The organism is Bradyrhizobium sp. 172, assembly GCF_023101065.1.
GTDB lineage: Bacteria > Pseudomonadota > Alphaproteobacteria > Rhizobiales > Xanthobacteraceae > Bradyrhizobium > Bradyrhizobium canariense_D.
Genome location: NZ_CP064701.1, coordinates 3,377,083 through 3,392,742 on the forward strand (window position 1 = coordinate 3,377,083; position 15,660 = coordinate 3,392,742).

Here is a 15,660-nt window from a genome sequence, read left to right on the forward strand (position 1 = left end):
ACGTCGTCGTTCCCGGGCGATGCTGACGCATCGCCCCGGATGACGATTGGGTTATTTCGGCTGCGGCACGATCCGGATGTAGGGCTTCGGCTCCTTCCAGCCCTGCGGGTAGATCGTCTTGGCCTCGTCATTGGAGACCGAGCCCGCGATGATGACGTCGTCACCCTGCGACCAGTCGGCCGGGGTCGCGACGCGGTGCTTGGCGGTGAGCTGGAGCGAGTCGATCACGCGCAAAATCTCCTGGAAGTTCCGGCCCGTCGTCATCGGATAGACCAGCACCAGCTTGATCTTCTTGTCCGGCCCGATGACGAAGACGTTGCGGACCGTCTGATTGTCAGCGGCGGTGCGGGAGAGGGGATCGCCCGAGATCGCGGCCGGCAGCATGCCGTACAGCTTGGAGACGTTGTAATCGGTGTCGCCGATCATCGGATAGTTCGGGGCCGCGCCTTGCGTCTCCTTGATGTCCTCCGACCATTTGGCGTGGCGGTCGACCGGATCAACCGAGAGGCCCATCAGCTTGACGCCGCGCTTGTCGAATTCCGGCTTCAGCTTGGCGAGCGCACCGAGCTCGGTCGTACAAACCGGCGTGAAGTCCTTCGGGTGCGAGAACAGCAGCGCCCAGCTGTTGCCGATCCAGTCGTGGAACTTGATCTTCCCTTCGGTGGTCTCGGCTTCGAAGTCGGGTGCGGTGGCGCCGATCGGAAGTGTCATGGTTCTACCTCATCTCATTGAATTTACTTGCAAATTCATCTTTGACCGTCGCGACCATTATAGGGTCTCCGCGATCCCAAGTGAACGCAAACTGAACCGCTTCAAGTAAAATGTGAATTCCTTCTTTGAAGGCCTGATTTCCTAGCACCTTTTTGTTACAGCCGCGCCTGCGGCGAAACATCTCCACCGGGGCTATACGGGCGTGATTGCCCCGAGAAAGCCTTTTATGACTCCCATCACGCTCGCCCGTCGCTTCCCAGAACCAAAATGGTCCTGACAGCGACCAATTGGCAACTATCTCGAAAAGTCGCGATCCCCGTACCGAATCATTAACCACCCCTTTACGCCGGCATGAAAATGCTGGCCGATCAGAAGAAATCTGGAAGTGAACTATGTCTGCCGCTGCGCATAAGTCTGTTGAGTCGCCGTCCCTCGAACCGTCCTGCCGTGATACCGCGGCCCATGCATTGACGATCGTGCGCGACGGCGTGATCACGGGCGAAGGCCCGACCACCAAGGGAAGGGTGCACTTCTCCCGCTCGCTCGATGCCGATGACACCGCCTGGTGCGCCCGCATTCTGACCGCCACGGCCGTCAACGACCAGCCCGTCAGCCGCGCCGAGGCCGAAGTGCTGTTCGAGATCAACGAAGCCGCGACCGAACGCACCGATGGCGGCCGGTTCGACGACCTGCTCGCCAAGGCGGTGGCCCATTATGCGGCGAGCGCCTCCGGCCTGAAGGTGCCGCCGCGCAGCGTCGCGCTGTCGGCCGAATCCGATATCGAGGGCTGGGCGCCGTCCTATGCCTCCAAGGTCAACAGCGAAATGCTGGAGTGGATCGCCGGCCAGATGCGCGGCAAGCGCCACAACAACCGTCGCCTGATGGCGATGGTGGCGACCTTCCTGGGCGCCACCGCGCTGCCTCTGGCGGGCCAATTGCCGAACGTGTTCGACATCGGCATGTAAGATTTTGGGCATGTAAAATTCTGCGCCTTTCACGAAGGACGCATTTGAACGGCGGGGTTATTTCCCCGCCGTTTTTTGTTTGCCGGCGTCCGGCTCCAGCCCGAGCGTGCGGCCGGGGAAGCCGGCCGTGTCGAAATAGCGCTGGCTGCCGACGCGCTGGAAGTTCAGCACGGTCTGCAGGCCGTTCTCGGACTTCTTCGACTTCTCGACCCCCTTGTAGGCCTTCGGCACGATGCCGTTGGGCAACGCCTCCGACATCACGCGGCCGACGAGACCGCCGTTCTGAGAAGCGCGCAGACCGAGGAGCTGGGCGGCCGTCATGCCGACGTCGGCATTGCTGACCGGGATCTCGCTGACATAGCCGGCTTTGAAGTCCGGACCGACCGCGGCCATGAAGTTCATGGTGTCGCCGCGGCTGAAGCTGCCATGCATGCCCTGGCCCTGGCGCAGCACGGTGTCGGCGACCTGCACCGAGCAGTTGGTCGGCGCCTCGCCGCAATCGCTGGCATAGGAGCGGAAGTTGACCACGATCGCCGGCGTCGGCGTCGCCGCCTTGCCGCGCAGATTGATGCTCGACAGCGGCAGCGTGCCGGGGAAGCGGCCGAGCGAGTCATCGACGAACAGGCCGGAGACGTAATCCTGCTCAAGCAGCAGCTTGACGGTCTTGGCCGCCAGCTTCTTGTCTTTGGTCGGCAAATAGATCAGGTCAGAGCCGCCATTGGTGGCGACGACGAGATCGGGCTTTTCCGGATCCTTGCCGAGCACGCCGTTGCCGGCCTTGGGATGCTTGTTGCCCTCGACCTTGGCGTTCTTGTCGTTGGGATCGAACAGCGGCAGGTCGAGCGCCTTCGCCAGATCGAGCGCCAGAAAACCCATCGGCAAAAAGTCCTTCGGCGTGTCGTCATAACTGACCTTGGCCGAGGGGCTGGTCTTGCTTTCCTTGGAGATGGTCGAGAAGCCGTGGTCGGCCTGGACCATGATGTTGGTGGTGGCGGCAAGGCCGAGCTCGTCCAGCGCCTTGCGGAGCTGGGCGAGGTTGTTGTCGGCATTCTTGATGCCGGCCATCGAGGTCGGCCCGTTGATGCCGGGCATGATCTGGTTGAGGCTGTCGCCGGTGTTGTGCTGACTGCCGTCGGGGTCGCGCGACCAGAACACCAGCACGAACGGCTTGTTGCGCGCCTTGAACATCGGCAGCACGACCTTGGCCGCGACATCGGCGAAATAGGCCTGCTGCGCGACGTTGGCCGCCGTGGTGCCGGGCGTCTTGGCATCGCCCGCCTTGGAGTTGTCGCCGCGCGGCGGCGTGGCGAGGGGCAGGCCGGCCTTGGTGAGAGCGGCCTTGACCTCGTCCGACAGCGCCACGCCGTTCTTGCCGCCGGTCGCATCGTCGAACACGACCGAATGCAGGCCGGCCTTTTCGGGCTTGTCGGTGTGGTCGAACTGATAGGTCGGACCATGCTTGCCGAGCGCGGCGGTGCTGTAGCCCTTGTCGCGGGCCAATTTCAGGATCGTGTCCTCGTTGAGGTAGTCGCCCTTGAAATGCTCGTCGATGTCGCCAAGCACGGCGTCGTTCTCGATGAAGGGGACCACGGTGTCGCCGGCGGGTACCGAGGTGTAGTTGGTCCAGATCGTATTGGAGAACACGCCGGTATCGCCGAGATAATGGCCGGTCGACATCGCCGAGCCGTTGGCCATGGTGAAGGTCGGGAACAGCGAATGCGAATTCTTGAAGTTGACGCCCTTGTCGCGGATTTCGGCCATTGCGGGGGCGGTCTCAGGCGTGACCTTCAGCGCCCGCAGACCGTCCGGAATGAACAGGATCAGGTTACGGGGCGTGTTGTTCTCTGCGGAGGCAGGTCCGGTCGAAAATCCTGCGGACAACACTGTCAGTCCGGCTGACAGCAAAACCAGCGAACGGCGCATCAAAATCTCTCCCTGCGAGGCGGCTTGGCCGCCAACCGCGGCCCCCGGCTTCGTTTAGTTTCGCTGCATGACGGTTTTGTTACAAGAGCGGAGCGCCATGTAAAGAAGGACAGGGGCCCCGCTCTGCGCGGCGTCCGGCGGCACGAGATCGCGGTGTCGGCACGCGCTGCTTCAGCATCGTTATTGCGAGCGCAGCGAAGCAATCCAGAATCTTTCCCCGGCGGCAGACTGGATTGCTTCGCTGCGCTCGCAATGACGGAGTGAGTGGCTGGCAGCGTCGCGCTTCGATTCGCATTCCGAGCGGCAGACACACCTTCGCCCTCTCGCGGCGCATTTCGCCCGAGCTTTGCTTGGTCGCCTCACCCTCAAAATGAAAGAGGGCGCAGGGAAGACCGGGTGCCGGCTGGCACCCGCGGTCCACTGTGCGAGATTGTCGTAAGAACAATGCACAGCGGCATACAGGTGAAGCCCAACATCCGGCCTTCCCTGCGCAGTGGCTTTACGGCTTATGTCGTGCTCTCCCCGGGGAGCGATGCACTATTGCCCCCGTCGCCTTGCGGATGGCTGATGCGTGTGCCCGGTTGGGCAACCCACATCACCGCAACGCTTGACGCACAGACCCCGGGCGTCAGGACCACACGATTTTGCCGTACGCCGATCGCACCGGTCGTGTGCGCGACGCCTTCGCTCACGGTTAGCCGCCCTGCGAAGCCATTCGCGCCGATGTGACTAACGTCCACCGCCGTCCGGCCCGCGTTCGTGACGATCGCGATACGCCCCTCTTCCTTGGGCCCTAACAAAAATCCGAATTCTAATAAAGAGAAATGTTTTGTCGCCGTTGCGTTGACCCCGGACTTGGGTGTTTCGCTCGAAATGACGCAAGGGATTGTGGCCGAGCGGTCAATCCGGTGCCGTCGGCACCGGCGTATTCTCAGCGACCGCCCGCGCGGCCGTCGTGAAATTGCGGCCGCCATTGGCCAGGTTGCGGCGAAGCGATGGCGGCGCCGCCTGCAGGGCAAAGATGATCGCGATCTGGGTCCGGTTCTGGAGACGGTATTTGCGCATGATATTGCCGATATGCGCCCGCACCGTGTTCTCCGAGATCTTGAGCTCGTACGCGATGTTCTTGTTCTGCATTCCGCGTGCGATCAGCATCATCAGGTCCCGCTCGCGTGGCGTTGGTGTGATCGAATGTTTCGGATCCGGACTCATAACTGCTCCTCCGTGGCCATTGGTCGATGCGAACACTCCAGCATGTTCTCACTCCGTCTTGAGTGCCTCGATCGGGCTGAGCTTGGATGCCTTGTGGGCGGGATAAAAACCAAAGATCAGGCCGGTCGCGATCGAGAAGGCGAGGGCAAGGCCGATCGCCTGACCGTCGATCGAGGTGATCCATCCTGCCATGCGAGCGACCGTCATCGAGAGCGTGACGCCGGCACCGACGCCAATCGCGCCGCCGAGCAGGCAGAGCACGAGGGCCTCGCAGAGAAACTGAAGACGGATGTCCCGCATCCGCCCGCCAAGCGCGCGGCGGATTCCGATCTCGCGCGTGCGCTCGGTGACCGAAACGATCATGACATTCATGATGCTGATGCCGCCAACGAGCAGCGAGACCGAGGCGATAGCGACGAGCAGGAGCGCGACGGTGCGGATCGCTCCCTGCTGCGCTTCCATGGCGGCGGCCGGATCCTGGACCTTGAAGTCGTCCTCCTGGCCAGCGGGAATACGATGGCGCTGCCGCAGCAGGTTTTCGATCTCCGTTCGCGCCCCCGCCATCTGTCCGTCCGCAGCCACCTTGGCGATGATGTAGGCGACTGAATCCCGGTTGATGTTGCTTGCGCTGCCGAGGAAGCGCAGCTTGGCCGTGGTGAGCGGCACGAAGGCGACGTCGTCCTGCGCCGGCCCCTTGCGATCGAGGACGCCAACCACTTCGAGCGGCACCTTCATGATCCTGATCTGTGCGCCGATCGGGTCCTCGCCGGGCGCGAACAGCTCATGCGCCACCGTGCTGCCGAGGATCACGACCTTGCCGGCGCCTGCTTCCTCGGTGCCGGAGAAGTAGCGCCCGGTCGCAAGCTGCCAGTCGCGCACCATGAAGTGCCCGGTCGTCGTCCCGTTGATGGTCGTGTTCCAGTTCTTGCTCTCGTGAATGACCTGGGCCGTTCCTGCAATCGAACCGGCCGCTGCCTGGATCTCGGGGATCTGTTCGAGGATCGCCTGCACGTCACTCTCGGTCATGGTCAGCTTGCTGCCATCCTTGAGGCGCACGCCGCCCTGGTAGACGGCACCGGGGTTGATCATCAGCACGTTGGCGCCGATCGAGCGGATCTGCTCCTGAAGGCGAAGCTGCGCGCCGGACCCGATCGCAAACACCGTCACGATGGAGGCGACGCCGATCACGATGCCGAGCATGGTGAGGATGCTGCGCAACGGATTCAGGCGCAAGGCGTGCAAAGCGATCTGAAAGCCCTGGAGCATGGTCATGGCGCAGCGTTCCGTTTCGGCAGGATCGGGACCAGCGTTTCGTCCGCGACGAGCTCGCCGTCGTGCAGGCGGATCGTGCGCCGGCACTGGGTCGCGATGCCAGGGTCATGCGTGATCATCACGATGGTCTGGCCGGTCCGGTTCAGCGCGGCGAACAGGGCCAGTATCTCGGCGCCGGTACGGCTGTCCAGCGCGCCGGTCGGCTCGTCGGCGAGCACGATCAGCGGGGAGGCGATCAGGGCGCGCGCGATCGCGACGCGCTGCTGCTCACCGCCCGAGAGCTGTCGCGGGAAGTGGTGGGCCCGGTGCACCATGCCGACGGCCTCCAGGCTCCGCTCGGCGCGGGCCAGACGCTCCTTGCGGCTGATGCCGCAATAGACCAGCGGCAGCGCGACGTTCTCAATCGCGTTGTGGCGAGCGAGCAGATTGTAGGACTGGAATACGAAGCCGATGCTGCGGGCGCGCAGGGACGACCGGTGGTCTTCCGAGAGATCGGCGACGTCGGCTCCCTCGAGATAGAGCGCGCCCTCGCTCGGTAGGTCGAGCAGCCCGATCATGTTCATCAGCGTCGATTTTCCGGAGCCCGAAGGCCCCATCACCGCGACGATCTCGCCTCGTTCGATGTCGAAACTGACATTGCGCACCGCAGTCACCGCTACTCCGTCGGCGCGATAGGTCCTGGAGACCGACTGCAGGCTGATGAGGGGCGGGAGGGCCGTCATGATCCGAACCTGATGCCGAGAAATTCCATGCCGGCCGGCCGGATGGCCTGACCCACTGCGACCTGGCTGCCCTCGACGAGGTCTCCGCTCCTGAGTGCGACCTGTTCGGTGCCGGCCGCGCCGACGGTCACCGGAATACGCCGGAGTGAGCCGCTGGCGGTGCGCGCCCACACCCCGCTGCGTGCCGCGGCATCCGGCTGCGTGCCCGAGGGCTGGAAGCGCAACGCGGCAAGCGGCACTTTCAGCACGTCGTCCTGCCGCTCGATCACGATCTTTACCAGGGCGGTCATGCCGGGCAGCAACGCGCCGTCGAGATTGGATGTCGCCAGGACGACGGTGTAGGTCACGACGTGCTGCTGGTTCTGCGGCGCCTTGCGCACCTGCCGCACCATCGCCTCGAAGCGACGGTCCGGGTAGGCATCCACCGTGAAATGGGCGCGCTGGCCGGGGGCGATGCGCCCGATATCGGCTTCATCGACCTGCGCGTGAATTTCCATGTCCTCCAGTCGGTGCGCGACCACGAACGTGGTGCGCGATTCCAGTCCGACCGCGAGGGTCTGGCCCTCGTTGACGAACCTGCCGACGACGACGCCATCGATCGGCGAGCGGATCACGGTGCGGTCGAGATCGGCCTGGGCCGCAGCGAGAACGGCCGCCTTTTCCGGCACGGCCATGCGTGCCTGCTGCAATTCCGCCTCGATCCGGCGGACGTCGGCCTGCGCCCCATCCACTGCATAGGAGTTGAGGGACATCAGAACCTCGGCCTCGCGTTCCTGGGCCAGACGCGCGGTGAACTCCGTCTGCGCGTCGTCGACCGTCGTCGTGGCCACCACGTTTTGCGACTGGAGTGCCTGCTTCCGCTGCAAGGTCTTTTGCGCCGAGCTCTTGACTGCCTGGGCGCTCTCGAGCTTGGCGGCGAGCACGTCCCGGCTACCCCTTGCGTTTTGCAGATCGATCCTGGTGCGATCGAGCTTGGCCCGCGCGACGTCGACCAGAGAATTGGCAACGGCCAGAGAGGCCCGGGCTTCGTCGACCTTGGCCGCAAAGCTGCGCGGATCGATCAGGGCGAGCGGCTGATCCTTGCTGACCGTGTCGTTGAAATCGACATAGACCCGGGCGAGCTGCCCGGACAGCTGGGAACCCACCTCGATCGTCTTGACCGGCTGCAGGGCTCCGGTGACGGTGATGGTCTGCTCGATGCTGCCGCGCTGGATTGAGGCAAAGCGGAATACGGGGGCGTCCGATCCGAAGCTCCGTGCTTCCAGCCCCACGGGTCTGAGCAGCCGTTGGCTCGATGCGTAGGCGAGGGCCGCCTTCTGCGCCGCGGCCCCGGCCGCGTCGGTGATGACGGCCGGCCCCGCGGCGTAGACCGCGGCGAGGCCACATGCAGTTCCGAGCAAGGCAATAACTGGCACAAATCGCATATCAAAAACCCGCCTCTTGAAATGGCATCGTTGGCGGCAAAGGCAGAGATCGCGCTATAGTTGTAAACCCGCTGTGGTTGTAAATCTTGAAAAACGCAGGCGATCGTCAGTGTGTCGCCGCTGCCGGGGCGACGGTCGGGTGCGCTTGATGATCCAGAAGTAAAGTCCGCGGGTGCTATTTTTCACGACTTGCCCGAAATGCATACGGAGCGTATCGATATGACGCGCGCGGTATCGAACTCGACAAGCTGACTGAACGTCTCGTCTGCTCTGGCCGAAGCGGCCAGCGCCCGGCGTTCAAGTCGGCACGTGGGTGGCGACGCCATGACGCACTCGGCGATACCGAAGTTCCCACGCCAGATCGTCGCGTTTCCGGTCGTCGCATTCCCAATCGCAGCATTGCCGATATCGCGCCTCGCCATGATGCCGCAGGTCGCGAGGGCGCATCCCCGCAATCACGAAACCCGATGTGTGAACACCTTCACTCGTCTTGAACGGGTGTTGGGCCTAATACGTCGAAGCGGCGGATCGGAGCGACTCGCTCGATCCCCGCGAATTCATCCAAGCACCTTGATCTCGCTTGCAAGAAGAATGGATGGCTCGTTGCTTGTTCATCGAGCCCCAATCCGGGGAGCGCGTTTCCATGAGTTCAGGTCAAGCCACAGTTTATGTCATTGACGACGAGATCCAGATTCGAACCGCGATAGGAAGTCTCTGTGAGGAGACCGGGCATCAGGTGAAATTGTTTGCGTCGACCGACGAGTTTCTCGGGGAGACTATTTCCGGCGGGCCTTCATGCCTTATGCTCGACGTCCGCTTTCCCGGCACGGCGCCGACCGGCCTTGAGCTTCAGCGCCGGCTCGCCGAGACGGGCGTGCTTATCCCGATCGTCTTCATCAGCGGCCATTCCGACGTCCGCGTCTCGGTAGAGGCCATGAAGCGCGGCGCAGTCGAGTTTCTTCCAAAACCCTTTCGCGAACAGGAGATCCTCGACGCGATCAGGCACGGCATCGAGCGCGACCGCAGGCGGCTCGAACGCGAAGATAGCGTGCGCGAAGCGCGCCAGCGCGTCGAGACGCTGACGGCGAGGGAGCGGGAGATCATGCTGTTGATGGCCGAAGGTCTCGTCGCCAAGCAGATCGCGGCGAGGCTCGGGGTGAGCGAAGTGACGGCCAAGGTCCATCGCACCAGGATGATGCGAAAGCTGGAGCTTCGCTCGCCGATCGAGGTGGTGCGGTTGGTCGACAGCATGGGACGCGAAGAAGAGACGACACGAACCGGCACGGGACAACCGTACAGCTAGTGCCGCAGGCACCAAGGCGCCGCGCCACGTCTAGTCCGTACCGATTAGCATGAACTGCAGTCTGTCGCACGCAGCACGATCGGTTCAAAGTCGGTCCTGCGATGTCGGCCTCCTCCAAGACGGCATCCGAACCCAGTCAGAGATCTTAGCCAGAAAGGATATTCCATGCGCAAATTGTTTTTTGCTTCCGTTGCCGTGCTCGCCCTCTCCTCCGCCGCGCAGGCCGCCAACACTGCGACCACGGTGCAAGTGGGCGTCGTGAACGGTTCCAGCGTCTCGCAGCAGGGCCTCACCAACGACAGCTCGTCGACCAGCCAGCTCGGCATCATCAACAGCGCGACCACGATGCAGGGCACCAGCGCGGCCTCGCTCAACAACGGCAGCACGGTCAACCAGGTTGGCGTGCAGAACTCGGCGACGACCGGCCAGGTGGCGTTCGGCAACAACGGCAGCGCGATTACCCAGAACTCGTTCGGGCCTGCCGCGCTTCAGAACAACGCCGCCGCCGTCGGACAGCTCAGCGTGTTCGGCGTCAACAGCAGCACCGTCTCGCAGACGGCGCACTAAGCCAGCCCCGTTTGGCCGGACGCGTCATCTGCGGCGCGTCCGCGCCATCCTTGAAAGCACCGCCTCGGGCGGGACGACTCGGTGAGAGCTTGTCCGCCGACTTTCGCGGAGGAAATGTCATGCATCAAAAATATCTCGTTGCCACGATCGTCGCGTTCGGCTTGCTGACCGCTGTCGATGCCCAGGCCGGCAACTCGGCCAGCGTGCTGCAATTCGGCACCACCAACAACTCCTTCATCTCGCAGAGTGGCGGCACCAACAACAGCGCCACCACGATGCAATTCGGCGCCACCAATACTGCGACCACCCTGCAGACGGGCTCGCTCCTGACCGTCAACACCTCAGTGATCGGGCAGGGCGGCACCACCGCGACGGCGTCCAACACCGCGTTACTCGGCCAGGCCGGTGGCTCCAATTCGAGCCTGATCGGCCAGATCGGCGCGAACAACGCGGCGGCCGTCGGACAGCTCGGAATCCTGAACGGCTCGACGATTTTGCAGCAGACTCCTTGATCGCAAATCCATTTTCAGTCGCGAGGCATGTCATGAGACATTTTTCCGGCGCCGCCTGCGGCGCGTTTCTCACCTTGTGTTGCATAGGCGCCGGATCGGCCGGTGCCCAGACCGCCGACATCAAGACCATCGTGTCGCTCGGCGGCCCGCCGGTCGTGCTGAACCAGAACAGTCAACTCAACATGGCCGGCGTGTTCATGATAGGCAGCAGCACCAGCGCGACCCTCACTCAAAACGGCACGAACAACGCGACCGGAATCCTGCAATTCGGCGGGACGACGTCGGCATCGGTCGGGCAGGCGGGCGTGAACAATGTCGCGTTTGTCGGCCAGGCCGGCCAGTCGACCAGCAGTTTCCTGTCCCAGTTCGGTGCGTTCAACTCGGCGACTGTTGTCCAGAATAGCCATTGAGTTGGGCGCGACCTCAGCGTCGTCAGAAATGCAATGGGGGCAAGGCAATGATATGCGGTAGACTGCTCCTGGCATTGGCGGCATTGCTCGCCGCCGTCAGCGTCGCGTCCGAGGCATCCGCCGGATCCGTCCAGCGCGGCGTGACGAACCGCAACGTGAGCATCGAAACGATCGTGCAATTCGGCAACGACGTCCAGCCGGTCACGATCGAGGAGAACAGCAGCATCAATATTGCGCGTGTCATCCAGATCGGTGGCATGGGAACGGTCGATGCGACGATCATCCAGAACGGCACGCGAGATTATGTCGATGTGATCCAGGTGGGTGGCACCACCAATTTGGCGATCGGTCAGTCGGGCGTGAGCAACATCGCCGATATCACTCAGGTCGGCAATTCCACCAATGCCCTCCTGCTCCAGATCGGCGATATGAACACGGGAACGGTGCGACAATTCGGGCGCTTCAACTGGCTGTCGATATTTCAGTTCAGCCGGTGATCAGAAGGTGAGGTGCAACATGAGGTTCATCGTACTTGCAGCAGGAATGAGCATCATGACGGCGATGACAGCCGGGCCGGCCGGAGCTGGCGAGTCAGGTGACGGCCATACCACAATGGTTCAGGACGAGAATGGCACATCCGTCATCACCCAGAGCGGCGATCCGGCGCAGGCTGAGGTCAAGATCGAGAAGGAGCCTGGGCGCACGACGGTCTATCGTCGCAGCGGCGGCAACACCGCCATTGTGACGCAGGGCACCGGAAATCCACAGGACATGGACTGGCTACGCAAGCAGCAGGGCCGCTGACGCACGAAGGCCCATCGTCCGTGATGGACGATGGGCCTCATCGTGAGCGGGCGTTACCAGCTGCGATAGACGCCGGTCAGGGTGCCGTTGTTGTTGCCCTCCGGGCCGACATCGCCCTGCGTCGAGCTCGGCGCGGGATGGTTGGTGCCGTTGAGCGTACTGTAAGGTCCGGCCACATCAGGATAGTACGCGCGTGGCTGAACCGGTTGGTAAGCGGGGGCGGTGCGATCCCAACCCGCGCGGGATCCGTTCCAATCATAGCCCTGGGCCGAGGCGGCCGTCGTGCCCGCGACGAGGGAAGCCGTGATCAGGCAGAGGAGTTTCGATTTGTTCTGCATTGGAGATGCTCCTTGCTGGTGTCGGGAGCCAACGACCGCAGTGCGGGAGCGTTCCGGGTGTTGTCGGCCGAAGCGATCAACTCCGATCAACTGGTTATGAAGTCCGTTTCCCGGGAACACGAGCGACATCAGCCGGAATCCCGGGCGTCTTGCCGCAGCTTGTTCCCTGTTCATCCCGTGCCTTAACCAATAATTAATTATACGTTTGCGGGTGGGCGACAGCCCGGCCTAGCGTGCGGTGGGGAGCCGCTATTCGCGAAGCCAAACGAGTTGGTGCGTATCATGATGTCGAGATCATTTGGGGCGTTGCTCGCCTCGCTCAGCGCAGCCGCGCTGCTCCTTGCCCCCAGCGCCGGTTTTGCCAGGCCCGGTGGCACCGTCGCGCATGCCGCCACGCCTTCCGGTCCGGCGGCGCGTCCGCCGATTGCGCCGGGCGCTAGGTTCCGTGGCCGCAACACGCCCTGGGTCTACTGGCCGGGTGGCGGCGGGTTCTACTATGACAATGCTGGCTACGGCCAGCCTTTCGCCGAGACCGCCCAACCCGTCTCCAGCGACGTGCGCTACACCTATACGTACGACGTTCCCTGGGACTGGACGCATCGCTTCCCGCCCAACGTGGTGCCGTCAGACCGGCCCTACGTGCCGAGCTGTCCGACGGAGCAGGTGACTGTGCCCGGCCGGGGCGGCGGAGAGCACACCGTCAACATCATGCGCTGCTACTGAGCAGCGCGTTCGGCTTAGCTAGCCCAGCTCAAAACTGATCACGCCGAACACGCGGTCGATCCGCAGCGGCGCGATCGGCCCCGTGTACATCCGCGCCGTCTCCAACACCGGCTTCAGCCCGAGCGATTCCGCGAGTGCAATCGCCTCGCGATTGACGGCGGGAACGTCGAGGAAGATTTCGCCGCCGTTTGCGCTCGCCAGCAAGGCCTGCACGATCGCGTCCGCCGCCGCGCGGTCGTCGGCGACGAGCGGGCCGATCTTGCGGCCGGTCCGGCACGGCCGGATCACGCCCCATGCGGCGAGCTTGCCGTCGCGCAGCAGCGCGCGACCGACATGTCCTGAGGTACCGATCCAGGCACGTAGGAAAGCGCTGCGCGGAGCCGGGAACACCGTTTCATCATCGGCTTCAACGAATGCAAACGGGATCGTGTCGAGCGCAACGACATCGGCGGGCGGCCTCGATGGCGCGGCGACGATGCCGCCGTAGCGGATATTGGCGTGAGCAAGCTGGAAGCGGGACTTTCTGTAATTGTCCTGCTGTGCCACGACGCCGTCGAGGCCGATCACGCGAGCGCCCGCATGCGCGATCGCCGCGTTCCACATGCGCAGGCCGTGGCCTCTGTCGCGAAAACCCGATCGCACGATGTAGAAGCCGAGAAACGCGAAGCGATCGTCGTAGTTGACGCAGGAGACGGTCGCGACCGGCTCGCCGTGGATCTCGCCGACGAAGAAGCCCTTCGCGTCCGGGATCGCGAAACAGGCGGCGTCGGAGAGGCCCGGATTCCAGCCCTCGGCCGCGGCCCAGTCGACGGCGATGGCGATCTCCTCGGGGCGCAAATTGCGGATCTCCAAATCGCTCATCTTTCAAGTCGCCTTCGACGGTGGACCTTCCGGCCGGTCCGGCGGTAGAAGGCCTCATGATAGGCCGGGCCCACGGCTCGCCTCCACGATATCAAAGGATGATCGCTCATGGCAGCAGAGATGGCAGCAGAGAAGGTCGCACTCGTGACCGCCGGCGGCAGCGGCATGGGGGCTGGGGCTGCGCGCCGGCTCGCAGCCGACGGCTTTCGCGTCGCCATCCTGTCCTCCTCCGGCAAGGGCGAGGCGCTGGCAGCCGAGCTCGGCGGGTTGGGGTCACCGGTTCCAACAAATCGAACGACGATCTGAAGCGGCTTGTCGATGGCGCGATGGCCAAATGGGGACGCATCGACGTGCTCGTCAACAGCGCGGGCCATGGGCCCCGGGCGGCGATCACGGAGATCACCGACGAGCAGTGGCACACCGGCCTCGACACCTATCTGCTCAACGTGATCCGTCCGACCCGGCTGGTGATGCCAATCATGCAAACGCAAAAGGGCGGAGCCATCATCAACATCTCGACCGCCTGGGCGTTCGAGCCGAGCGCGATGTTTCCGACCTCTGCGGTGTTCCGCGCCGGCCTCGCCGCCTTCACGAAGATCTTCACTGACACCCATGCCGCCGACAACATCCGGATGAACAATGTGCTGCCGGGCTGGATCGACAGCCTGCCGCAGCTGGATGCACGCCGCGACAGCGTGCCGATGCGGCGCTACGGCAAGGTCGAGGAGATCGCCGCGACGATCTCGTTCCTGGCGTCCGACGGCGCGGCCTATATCACGGGACAGAACATCCGCGTCGACGGCGGACTGACGCGTTCGGTCTGAGACGCGGAGCGTCGGATCGCGCGCGGGTTGTCGCGATGCGACAGTGGTGTGCGTCGCGCGTCACGGAGGAGGGATGACGCGTGGCCCTCCAGTCACACCCGTCACGCGTTCGCGCGCCGCACGGCTCACACTACGTCACAGTCCCTATGAACTTCGCCGCAGCCCAAGACGGCCAGGGACCGGCAGCCTATGCCCAATCTGCGCCGGACAACTTCCGCCCGCGCATTCGAAACGCGAGATCAATCGCGCGGGGCAAGGAGGCTGGAATGAAGAAGTTTTTACTGGCGGTTGCCGCGGTTGTTTTGGGCTCCGCATCCGTGCAGGCGGCCGACCTCGCGGCGCACTACACCAAGGCGCCGATGATGGCGACGGCCTACAACTGGACCGGCTTTTACGTCGGCGGCAATGTCGGCGGGCAATGGGGCAGCGCCGATCCGGCCACCTCGACCGCGTTCGATCCCGCCGGCTATTTCGCGGACACCAGTGTTACCGCGATTGCTGCAGTCGGCGCCCAGCGTGTCAACAGCTCCAGCGTCACCGGCGGTCTTACCGCCGGCTATAACTGGCAACTCAACAACGCCGTGCTCGGCCTGGAAGGCGATATCAACTATTTCGGCTTGAAGGGCAGTGCATCCGGCTCGGCGCTCTATCCCTGCTGCGCCCCGACCGGCTTCACCGTGTCCTCGCAGGTCTCGGCCGACTGGCTCGCCACCATCCGCGGCCGCATCGGTTTCCTCGCGGCTCCGACCTGGCTGCTCTACGCCACCGGCGGTGCGGCGATCGCCGAGGTGACGGGCAATTTCAACTTCGTGGACACGTTCGCTGCGGCGACGGAGTCGGCCGCGTTCCGCGACACACGCCTCGGCTGGACCGCAGGTGTCGGCACCGAATATGCCTTCGGCGGCGGCTGGTCGCTCAAGGCGGAATATCTCTACGTCGACCTCGGACGCAGCACCGTGACCAGCACCAATCTGTTGGGCGGCGCGTTTCCGACCAACGTCTTCACCCACTCGGTCGATCTCAAATCGAACATCGTGCGCGTCGGCGTGAACTATAAGTTCGGCGGACCCGTCGTTGCCAGGTACTGAG

The 15,660-nt window shown here is 63.8% G+C and carries 17 protein-coding genes and 1 pseudogene; 10 read left to right on the top strand and 8 right to left on the bottom strand.

The window, feature by feature from the left end:
- Nucleotides 1-51: 51 nt before the first annotated feature.
- Complete coding sequence (locus IVB07_RS16240; RefSeq protein WP_247362443.1) at nt 52-711, bottom strand: peroxiredoxin; 660 nt, start codon at nt 709-711, stop codon at nt 52-54.
- 392 nt (nt 712-1,103) lie between these two features.
- Here IVB07_RS16240 and IVB07_RS16245 point away from each other — a divergent pair, with 392 nt between their 5' ends.
- On the top strand, nt 1,104-1,676 hold the full coding sequence (locus IVB07_RS16245; protein WP_247362444.1) for a hypothetical protein: 573 nt from the start codon (nt 1,104-1,106) through the stop codon (nt 1,674-1,676).
- Between the two features lie 57 nt (nt 1,677-1,733).
- Here IVB07_RS16245 and IVB07_RS16250 read toward each other — a convergent pair whose 3' ends face one another.
- From IVB07_RS16250 to IVB07_RS16270, 5 genes are all read right to left on the bottom strand, one after another.
- The gene (locus tag IVB07_RS16250) at nt 1,734-3,599 is read right to left on the bottom strand and encodes an alkaline phosphatase family protein (protein WP_204511441.1); all 1,866 of its coding nucleotides are present in this window, start codon (nt 3,597-3,599) and stop codon (nt 1,734-1,736) included.
- Between the two features lie 900 nt (nt 3,600-4,499).
- Nucleotides 4,500-4,811, bottom strand: a complete 312-nt coding sequence (locus tag IVB07_RS16255; RefSeq protein ID WP_247362446.1) for a LuxR C-terminal-related transcriptional regulator — start codon at nt 4,809-4,811, stop codon at nt 4,500-4,502.
- Between the two features lie 48 nt (nt 4,812-4,859).
- A complete protein-coding gene (locus IVB07_RS16260; RefSeq protein ID WP_247362449.1) occupies nt 4,860-6,083 on the bottom strand; it encodes an ABC transporter permease in 1,224 nt (407 codons plus the stop codon).
- Complete coding sequence (locus IVB07_RS16265) at nt 6,080-6,805, bottom strand: ABC transporter ATP-binding protein (protein WP_247362451.1); 726 nt, start codon at nt 6,803-6,805, stop codon at nt 6,080-6,082. Before IVB07_RS16265 ends, IVB07_RS16260 begins: the two co-directional genes overlap by 4 nt.
- On the bottom strand, nt 6,802-8,229 hold the full coding sequence (locus tag IVB07_RS16270; protein ID WP_346658293.1) for an efflux RND transporter periplasmic adaptor subunit: 1,428 nt from the start codon (nt 8,227-8,229) through the stop codon (nt 6,802-6,804). The genes IVB07_RS16265 and IVB07_RS16270 overlap by 4 nt, the downstream gene beginning before the upstream one ends.
- Before the next feature lie 643 nt (nt 8,230-8,872).
- On the opposite strand from IVB07_RS16270, the gene IVB07_RS16275 reads away from it, so the two are divergent.
- From IVB07_RS16275 to IVB07_RS16300, 6 genes are all read left to right on the top strand, one after another.
- On the top strand, nt 8,873-9,532 hold the full coding sequence (locus IVB07_RS16275) for a response regulator (RefSeq protein ID WP_247362457.1): 660 nt from the start codon (nt 8,873-8,875) through the stop codon (nt 9,530-9,532).
- A 165-nt stretch (nt 9,533-9,697) separates the two neighbouring features.
- On the top strand, nt 9,698-10,099 hold the full coding sequence (locus IVB07_RS16280) for a hypothetical protein (RefSeq protein WP_018455265.1): 402 nt from the start codon (nt 9,698-9,700) through the stop codon (nt 10,097-10,099).
- Between the two features lie 119 nt (nt 10,100-10,218).
- Nucleotides 10,219-10,611, top strand: coding sequence for a curlin (locus tag IVB07_RS16285; RefSeq protein WP_204511438.1), 393 nt, complete (start codon nt 10,219-10,221; stop codon nt 10,609-10,611).
- A 32-nt stretch (nt 10,612-10,643) separates the two neighbouring features.
- Nucleotides 10,644-11,021 (top strand): curlin, encoded by a 378-nt coding sequence (locus IVB07_RS16290; RefSeq protein ID WP_247767746.1) that lies wholly within the window; start codon nt 10,644-10,646, stop codon nt 11,019-11,021.
- A 74-nt stretch (nt 11,022-11,095) separates the two neighbouring features.
- Nucleotides 11,096-11,518 (top strand): curlin, encoded by a 423-nt coding sequence (locus IVB07_RS16295; protein WP_276578208.1) that lies wholly within the window; start codon nt 11,096-11,098, stop codon nt 11,516-11,518.
- A gap of 19 nt (nt 11,519-11,537) precedes the next feature.
- Nucleotides 11,538-11,825 carry a hypothetical protein gene (locus IVB07_RS16300; protein WP_247362465.1) on the top strand — a complete coding sequence of 96 codons (288 nt, stop codon included), beginning with the start codon at nt 11,538-11,540 and terminating at the stop codon, nt 11,823-11,825.
- A gap of 53 nt (nt 11,826-11,878) precedes the next feature.
- On the opposite strand, the gene IVB07_RS16305 is transcribed toward IVB07_RS16300, so the two are convergent.
- Nucleotides 11,879-12,163 carry a hypothetical protein gene (locus IVB07_RS16305; RefSeq protein WP_247362467.1) on the bottom strand — a complete coding sequence of 95 codons (285 nt, stop codon included), beginning with the start codon at nt 12,161-12,163 and terminating at the stop codon, nt 11,879-11,881.
- A 282-nt stretch (nt 12,164-12,445) separates the two neighbouring features.
- Between IVB07_RS16305 and IVB07_RS16310 the strand changes: the two genes are divergently transcribed.
- On the top strand, nt 12,446-12,886 hold the full coding sequence (locus IVB07_RS16310) for a hypothetical protein (protein ID WP_247362469.1): 441 nt from the start codon (nt 12,446-12,448) through the stop codon (nt 12,884-12,886).
- Between the two features lie 18 nt (nt 12,887-12,904).
- Here the strand turns inward: IVB07_RS16310 and IVB07_RS16315 are convergent, their stop codons facing one another.
- Nucleotides 12,905-13,747 carry a GNAT family N-acetyltransferase gene (locus IVB07_RS16315; RefSeq protein ID WP_247362471.1) on the bottom strand — a complete coding sequence of 281 codons (843 nt, stop codon included), beginning with the start codon at nt 13,745-13,747 and terminating at the stop codon, nt 12,905-12,907.
- A gap of 120 nt (nt 13,748-13,867) precedes the next feature.
- On the opposite strand from IVB07_RS16315, the pseudogene IVB07_RS16320 reads away from it, so the two are divergent.
- Together IVB07_RS16320 and IVB07_RS16325 are read left to right on the top strand one after the other, a co-directional pair.
- Nucleotides 13,868-14,571 (top strand): annotated as a pseudogene (locus IVB07_RS16320) (SDR family oxidoreductase).
- Nucleotides 14,572-14,837: 266 nt separating this feature from the next.
- On the top strand, nt 14,838-15,659 hold the full coding sequence (locus tag IVB07_RS16325; protein ID WP_247362473.1) for an outer membrane protein: 822 nt from the start codon (nt 14,838-14,840) through the stop codon (nt 15,657-15,659).
- Nucleotide 15,660: the final 1 nt, after the last annotated feature.